The following is a 6,949-nucleotide window of genomic DNA, read 5'->3' on the forward strand; positions in this document are numbered from 1 at the left end:
GACGATTAAAAAGTGTGAAGGCGATCCTGACTATAAAGTTAACTGCATATCACAGGCCTATAAGTATTTGTTTTGTAGGCAAAAAACTATTTTTAATTTTTAACAAAATGTTCACGATCTCGCCCTGCAAGGTATTCGAAGAGTACTGTCAGGCGGCATAGGCGAGTGTCGCACTACGAAGTTGAATTCGCGAAGTGATAAAAAGTGTATGGAAATATAGGGGCCAATCGACTAAAGTCTTTTTCGTTAACTGTGGCATAAATCAGCATCGCCTGATGTTTCTGGTTCTATGCGAATTCACAGTGTGCTCATTGATTCGTAATTCACTCTGACAAGGAAATGGAAATGAAAAAGGTTCTTCTTTCTGCAGCAATGGCAACCGCGTTTTTTGGCATGACTGCTGCCCATGCAGCTGATACCACTGTTGGCGGCGGCCAGGTTAATTTCTTCGGTAAAGTTACCGATGTATCCTGTACTGTTTCCGTTAACGGCCAGGGCAGCAATGCTAACGTTTATCTGGCTCCGGTGACTTTAACGGAAGTTAAAGCGGCTGCTGCCGATACCTACCTGAAGCCGAAATCGTTTACTATCGACGTTTCTGACTGCCAGGCTGCTGATAAAACTGCACAGGATGATGTGAGCAAACTGGGCGTGAACTGGACCGGTGGTAACCTGCTGGCTGGCGCAACGGCTAAACAGCAGGGCTACCTGGCCAACACCGAAGCCGCTGGCGCGAAGAATATCCAACTGGTTCTGTCTACTGACAACGCTACCGCGCTGACCAAAAAAATCATCCCGGGCGACAGCACTCAGCCTAAAGCGGTCGGCGACGCATCTGCCGTTCAGGGTGGCGCGCGCTTCACCTACTACGTCGGCTACGCGACCAGCACCCCGACGACTGTTACCACCGGTGTGGTTAACAGCTATGCGACTTACGAAATTACTTACCAGTAATTCCGTCAGAAAATAAAACTGCCCCGCGATGGGGCAGTTAATAACAATAATAAAGCGGCAATGTCCGCCGCTTGTATTTTTATTCTGAGGTCAGCATGAAGCGTATTGCCCTTTTTTTCTGTTTCATTTTTAGTTTTGCGGCCCATGCCAACAATATTATTGTTAACGGTACCCGCTTTATTTATCCAGGAAATGAAAAAGAAATAACGGTACAGCTTTCAAATAACGCCGACCGTCCGGCGCTGGCGCAGGCCTGGCTGGATAACGGCGATGCCGATGCCACACCGGATACCATTACCACCCCGTTTATTATCACCCCGCCGATTTCGCGCGTTGACGCCAAGAGCGGCCAGACGCTGCGTATTAAGCTCGGCAGCAGCGCCGGTCTGGCGAAAGATAAAGAGACGCTGTGGTGGCTGAATCTGCTGGAAATTCCGCCGGTGGTGGCCAATCAGAAAAATGAAGGCCAGAACGTGCTGCAGCTGGCGATCCGTTCGCGCTTTAAATTTATTTATCGTCCTGCCGGACTGGGCAACCGCGATGCGGCGGCCGAGAAGCTGACCCTGACCGCCAGCGGCAGTAGTCTCGCCATCAACAACCCGACGCCGTTCTACATTACCGTCAGCCGTATTTCCCGCGACGGCGGTAAAGCCCTGAACAGCAAAACCGTGATGCTGGCGCCGCAGTCCAGCCAGACGGTGGCGCTCTCCTCCGCCGTCAACCGCGGCGAAACCCTGACCGTTAACAACATTAATGACTATGGCGCCGATGTCGCAGTGAAAGTGGCCGTTAAATAAGGGAAAAGCTAATGAAGCAGAGGTCATTCTGCCCGGGAAGATTAAGCACCGCGATCGCCATCGCGCTGTGCTGCTTTCCGCCATTTTCCAGCGGACAGGAAAACCCGGGAACGGTATATCAGTTTAACGACGGCTTTATTGTCGGCAGTCGCGAAAAGGTCGATCTGTCGCGCTTTTCGACCAGCGCGATTACCGAAGGCACTTACTCCCTTGACGTCTACACCAACGACGAGTGGAAAGGGCGCTACGATTTACGCATCGCGCGCGATAAAGATGGTCGGCTGGGCGTCTGCTACACCAAAGCGATGCTGGCCCAATATGGCATCGCGGCGGAAAAGCTCAATCCGCAGCTGAGCGAGCAGGAGGGCTACTGCGGTAGCCTCAAATCCTGGCGCAACGAAGAAAACGTCAAAGACAACCTGGTCCAGTCCTCCCTGCGGTTGAACATTTCGGTACCGCAGATCTATGAAGATCAACGCCTGAAAAACTATGTCAGCCCGGAGTTCTGGGACAAAGGTATTACCGCGCTCAATCTTGGCTGGATGGCGAACGCCTGGAACAGCCATACCTCTTCGGTAGGCGGGTCGGATAACAGCAGCGCCTATCTGGGCGTCAACGCCGGTCTGTCGTGGGACGGCTGGCTGCTGAAGCACATCGGCAACCTGAACTGGCAGCAGCAGCAGGGTAAAGCGCACTGGAACAGCAACCAGACCTATCTCCAGCGCCCTATCCCACAGCTCAACTCCATCGTCAGCGGCGGGCAGATTTTCACCAATGGTGAATTTTTCGACACTATCGGTCTGCGCGGGGTTAATCTTTCCACCGATGACAATATGTTCCCGGACGGCATGCGCTCGTATGCTCCGGAAATTCGCGGCGTGGCGCAGAGCAACGCCCTCGTCACCGTGCGTCAGGGCAGCAATATTATCTATCAGACCACCGTTCCGCCCGGACCGTTTACCCTGCAGGATGTCTATCCTTCCGGCTATGGCAGCGATCTTGAGGTCTCGGTGAAAGAAGCGGATGGCTCGGTAGAAGTGTTTAGCGTGCCTTACGCCTCCGTTGCTCAGCTGCTGCGCCCGGGCATGACCCGCTACGCGCTCTCCGCCGGTAAAGTGGACGACAGCGCGCTGCGCAACAAGCCGATGCTCTATCAGGCGACCTGGCAGCACGGGATCAACAACCTGTTGACCGGCTACACCGGGGTCACCGGTTTTGACGACTATCAGGCCTTCCTGGTGGGGACCGGGATGAACACCGGCATCGGCGCGCTCTCTTTTGACGTCACCCATTCGCGGTTGAAGAGCGATGCCCATGATGACTCGGGTCAGAGCTATCGCGCGACCTTTAACCGCATGTTTACCGATACCCAGACCAGCATCGTGTTGGCGGCGTATCGCTACTCGACGAAAGGTTATTACAACCTCAACGACGCGCTGTACGCCGTCGATCAGGAAAAAAATAGTCGCAGCAACTACACCCTGTGGCGGCAAAAAAACGGCATGACCTTCACGGTGAACCAGAACCTGCCGGACGGCTGGGGCGGGTTTTATCTCAGCGGCCGTATCTCCGATTACTGGAACCGCTCCGGGACCGAGAAGCAGTATCAGGTCAGCTACAACAATTCATTTGGTCGTCTCTCCTGGTCGGCGAGCGCGCAGCGCGTCTATACGCCAGACAGCTCCGGTCATCGTCGCGACGATCGTATTTCACTCAACTTCAGCTACCCGCTGTGGTTTGGCGATAACCGCACCGCCAACCTGACGTCGAACACCTCGTTCAATAACTCGCGCTTTGCCAGCTCGCAGATTGGTATCAACGGTTCGCTGGACAGTGAAAACAACCTTAACTACGGCGTGTCGACCACCACCGCCACCGGCGGTCAGCATGATGTGGCGCTCAACGGCAGCTACCGTACGCCATGGACCACCCTCAACGGCAGCTACAGCCAGGGCGAAGGCTATCGTCAGAGCGGCATTGGCGCCAGCGGGACGATGATCGCCCACAGCGGCGGCGTGGTGCTCTCACCGGAAAGCGGCTCGACGATGGCCCTGATTGAAGCCAAAGACGCGGCCGGGGCGATGCTTCCGGGATCGCCGGGCACCCGTGTGGACAGCAATGGTTACGCCATCCTGCCGTATCTGCGCCCGTACCGGATTAACGCCGTGGAAATCGACCCGAAAGGCAGCCATGACGACGTGGCCTTCGATCGCACCGTGGCGCAGGTTGTGCCGTGGGAAGGCAGCGTGGTTAAGGTCGCGTTCGGCACTAAGGTGCAGAACAACCTCACCCTGCAGGCGCGCCAGGCGAACCACGAGCCGTTGCCGTTTGCGGCAAGTATTTTCTCCCCCGACGGCAAGGAGATCGGCGTTGTCGGCCAGGGCAGCATGATGTTTATCAGCGATGCGAACGCCAAACGCGCGATTGTGAAGTGGAGCGGCGGGCAGTGTTCGGTGGATCTGGGACAGCAAACAACAAAGGATAGCGTATGTCGCTGAGGAAATTACTAACGCTTTTTATCGTCTTAATGGCGCTGGGAACCACCTCGTCCTGGGCCTCCTGTACGCGTCTCTCATCGCCAACGGTGATGCTGGACATGGTGGTGGGCAGGGTGGTGGTGCCCCCGGATCTGCCGGTGGGCTCGGTGATCCTTACCCGCGACTGGACGATGAGCGCTCCCGGCGGGGCAAGCTATCGCTGTACTTCCGGCACCAACCGCTTTGCGGCGAAGATCGTGTCGCCAGGGGCCACGGACCTTGGAAATAAAATCTACTCCACCAACGTGCCGGGAATCGGCATGCGTTTCAGCCGCGGCGGCGAAACGGTAAATATCGTCTATCCCGACGTCTATTCGTCCCGAGTGTATAACACCACCAACTATTCCCTTGAAGGATCACGTTTTACGCTGGAGATTTTCAAAACCGCGGCAACCACCGGCAGCGGCACCCTGGCGGCGGGTAAGTACACCTCCTACGACTGGGAGAGCGGCGTTAACCCGATCCTCGAAACCTATCTGAGCGCCAACGCCATCACCGTGGTCTCGCCCTCCTGTTCAGTGCTGAGCGGGAAAAATATGAATGTCGATGTGGGTTCCATCCGGCGCACCGACCTGAAAGGGGTCGGCACCACCGCCGGCGGGAAGGATTTTAATATCGACCTGCAGTGCAGCGGCGGCCTGAGTAAAACGGGATATGCCAACATTAGCACCTCGTTCTCCGGTACCCTGGCCACCAGCACTACCGCTACCATGGGCGCCTTGCTGAATGAAAAAGCCGGCAGCGGGATGGCGAAAGGCATTGGCATCCAGGTGCTGAAGGATGGCTCCCCGCTGCAGTTTAATAATAAATACACCGTCGGCCGCTTGAATAATCAGGAGACCCGCTACATCACCATACCGCTGCACGCGCGTTTTTATCAGTATGGCCCGACGACCAGCACCGGCGAGGTGGAGTCGCATATGATCTTTAACCTGACGTACGATTAATACGGGAGGGGGAATGAAGGGATTGCCGAAAAACACTATCGCGTGGCTGCTATTTTGCGGCAGCCTCGCCGCCCCCTCGGCGTGGGGTTTTGAGACCAATTACGATCGCGGACGGGTCGATTTTGCCGGGCGGGTGACGGATATTTCCTGTAGCATCGCGCTAAACGGCGGCCAGCATGCCGGCAGCGGTAATGTCTGGCTGGCGCCGGTCAGCCTGGCGGAAGTCCACGATCGCGGTGCCGGGGCGTTTATGAAACCGCAGCCGTTTACCCTGGCACTGTCAAACTGCCAGCTGCGCCATGATGGTGGGGCAGCCTCGCAGGATGAGGTGCGTCGGGTCAGCGTGCGCTGGGTCGATGGTTTTTTACTGACGGCGGTCGGTAACGAAAACGCCGGGTATCTGGCCAATACCTTGCCGGATGGAGCGCAGAATATTTATCTGGCCCTATCGACTAACGATAATAATACGCTGGATAAGAGTAATAAAATTGTCCCGGCGGACCCGCAGCAAAATCAGGTGCGTTTGCAGGAAAGCGCGGTCAGCGGCGGCCTGTTCACCTATTACGTTGGCTATGTTTCGCCAACGCCGAAAAGCGCCACCAGCGGGCCGATTACCAGCTGGGCAACGTGGGAATTAGTTTATAATTAAGTGACGTTAAAAAGCCGGGAATTCCCGGCTTTTTTTACATGGCAATATCATCGGGGCTTTGTTGAATAAATCAGATTTCGGGTAAGTCTCCCCCGTAGCGGGTTGTGTTTTCAGGCAATACGCACGCTTTCAGGCATACCTGCTTTCGTCATTTTGTTCAGCGCTCGTACCAGGGCCATAGCCTCCGCAACCTGACCATCGTAGTCACGCAGCGTCAGTGAACCCCCGAACAGCTGTTTTACCCGGTACATCGCCGTTTCCGCTATCGAGCGACGGTTGTAATCTGTTGTCCATTTCCACCGCGCATTACTCCCGGTCATTCGCTGATTAGCCACTGCACGGTTACGGTCTGCATATTCACCGGGCCAGTAACCCGCGCCTTTTCGGGGTGGGATAAGCGCGCTGATTTTCTTACGCCGCAGTTCATCGTGACAGAGCCGGGTGTCGTAAGCGCCGTCTGCCGATGCTGCCCTGATTTTTCTGTGAGTCTGCCGGATAAGACCCGGGAAGGCTTCTGAGTCCGTCACATTGTTCAGCGACAGGTCTGCACAGATGATTTCATGTGTGTTGCTGTCAACTGCCAGATGCAACTTTCGCCATATACGACGGCGTTCTTTGCCGTGTTTTTTGACTTTCCATTCGCCTTCACCAAAGACCTTCAGCCCGGTGGAATCAATCACCAGATGCGCGATTTCACCCCGGGTGAACGTTTTGAAACTGACATTAACCGACTTTGCGCGCTTGCTGACACTGGTGTAATCCGGGCAGCGCAACGGAACATTCATCAGTGTAAAAATGGAATCAATAAAACCCTGTGCAGCCCGCAGGGTCAACCTGAACACGCGTTTAATGACCAGAACGGTGGTGATGGCGAGATCAGAATAGCGCTGAGGTCTTCCCCGTGATGAAGGCGTTGCCGACTCATACCAGGCCTGAATCCGTCATTCCGCACCTGATTTTGCTATTTTCAGTGCTTGACGGCGATCGGCCGTTCTGATCTATTACTCTCTTTTGCAGGTAGATCATCATGGCCGCACCCGCTATCTCGATCCGTAACCTCGATCA

Annotated in this window: 5 protein-coding genes and 1 pseudogene; 5 read left to right on the forward strand and 1 reads right to left on the reverse strand. The window is 55.3% G+C overall.

Annotation, left to right across the window (positions count from 1 at the left end; genetic code table 11):
• Positions 1-345: 345 nt before the first annotated feature.
• The 5 genes from HKD46_RS20690 (at position 346) to mrkF (ending at position 5,884) form a co-directional block, all read left to right on the forward strand.
• Positions 346-954: a fimbrial protein gene (locus HKD46_RS20690; protein ID WP_171865918.1), complete on the forward strand. Its 609-nt coding sequence runs from the start codon at positions 346-348 to the stop codon at positions 952-954.
• A gap of 95 nt (positions 955-1,049) precedes the next feature.
• The gene (mrkB, locus tag HKD46_RS20695; RefSeq protein ID WP_000820818.1) at positions 1,050-1,751 is read left to right on the forward strand and encodes a type 3 fimbria chaperone MrkB; all 702 of its coding nucleotides are present in this window, start codon (positions 1,050-1,052) and stop codon (positions 1,749-1,751) included.
• Positions 1,752-1,762: 11 nt separating this feature from the next.
• Positions 1,763-4,249, forward strand: a complete 2,487-nt coding sequence (gene mrkC / locus HKD46_RS20700; RefSeq protein WP_000813718.1) for a type 3 fimbria usher protein MrkC — start codon at positions 1,763-1,765, stop codon at positions 4,247-4,249.
• The gene (mrkD, locus tag HKD46_RS20705; RefSeq protein ID WP_171865919.1) at positions 4,240-5,235 is read left to right on the forward strand and encodes a type 3 fimbria adhesin subunit MrkD; all 996 of its coding nucleotides are present in this window, start codon (positions 4,240-4,242) and stop codon (positions 5,233-5,235) included. The genes mrkC and mrkD overlap by 10 nt, the downstream gene beginning before the upstream one ends.
• A gap of 13 nt (positions 5,236-5,248) precedes the next feature.
• Positions 5,249-5,884 carry a type 3 fimbria minor subunit MrkF gene (gene mrkF, locus HKD46_RS20710; RefSeq protein ID WP_000677445.1) on the forward strand — a complete coding sequence of 212 codons (636 nt, stop codon included), beginning with the start codon at positions 5,249-5,251 and terminating at the stop codon, positions 5,882-5,884.
• A gap of 110 nt (positions 5,885-5,994) precedes the next feature.
• Here mrkF and HKD46_RS20715 read toward each other — a convergent pair.
• Positions 5,995-6,822: pseudogene (locus tag HKD46_RS20715) on the reverse strand (IS5 family transposase); the annotation flags it as partial.
• Between the last annotated feature and the right edge of the window lie 127 nt (positions 6,823-6,949).

It is taken from the genome of Aeromonas sp. TW 6, from assembly GCF_013168745.1.
In the GTDB taxonomy this organism is placed as follows: Bacteria; Pseudomonadota; Gammaproteobacteria; order Enterobacterales; family Aeromonadaceae; genus Aeromonas; species Aeromonas caviae.

Excerpts from the sequence above, each read along its gene's own strand:
- HKD46_RS20690 (WP_171865918.1), top strand. The coding sequence starts at position 346 with ATGAAAAAGGTTCTTCTTTCTGCAGCAATGGCAACCGCGTTTTTTGGC.
- mrkB (WP_000820818.1), top strand. The coding sequence starts at position 1,050 with ATGAAGCGTATTGCCCTTTTTTTCTGTTTCATTTTTAGTTTTGCGGCC.
- mrkC (WP_000813718.1), top strand. The coding sequence starts at position 1,763 with ATGAAGCAGAGGTCATTCTGCCCGGGAAGATTAAGCACCGCGATCGCC.
- mrkD (WP_171865919.1), top strand. The coding sequence starts at position 4,240 with ATGTCGCTGAGGAAATTACTAACGCTTTTTATCGTCTTAATGGCGCTG.
- mrkF (WP_000677445.1), top strand. The coding sequence starts at position 5,249 with ATGAAGGGATTGCCGAAAAACACTATCGCGTGGCTGCTATTTTGCGGC.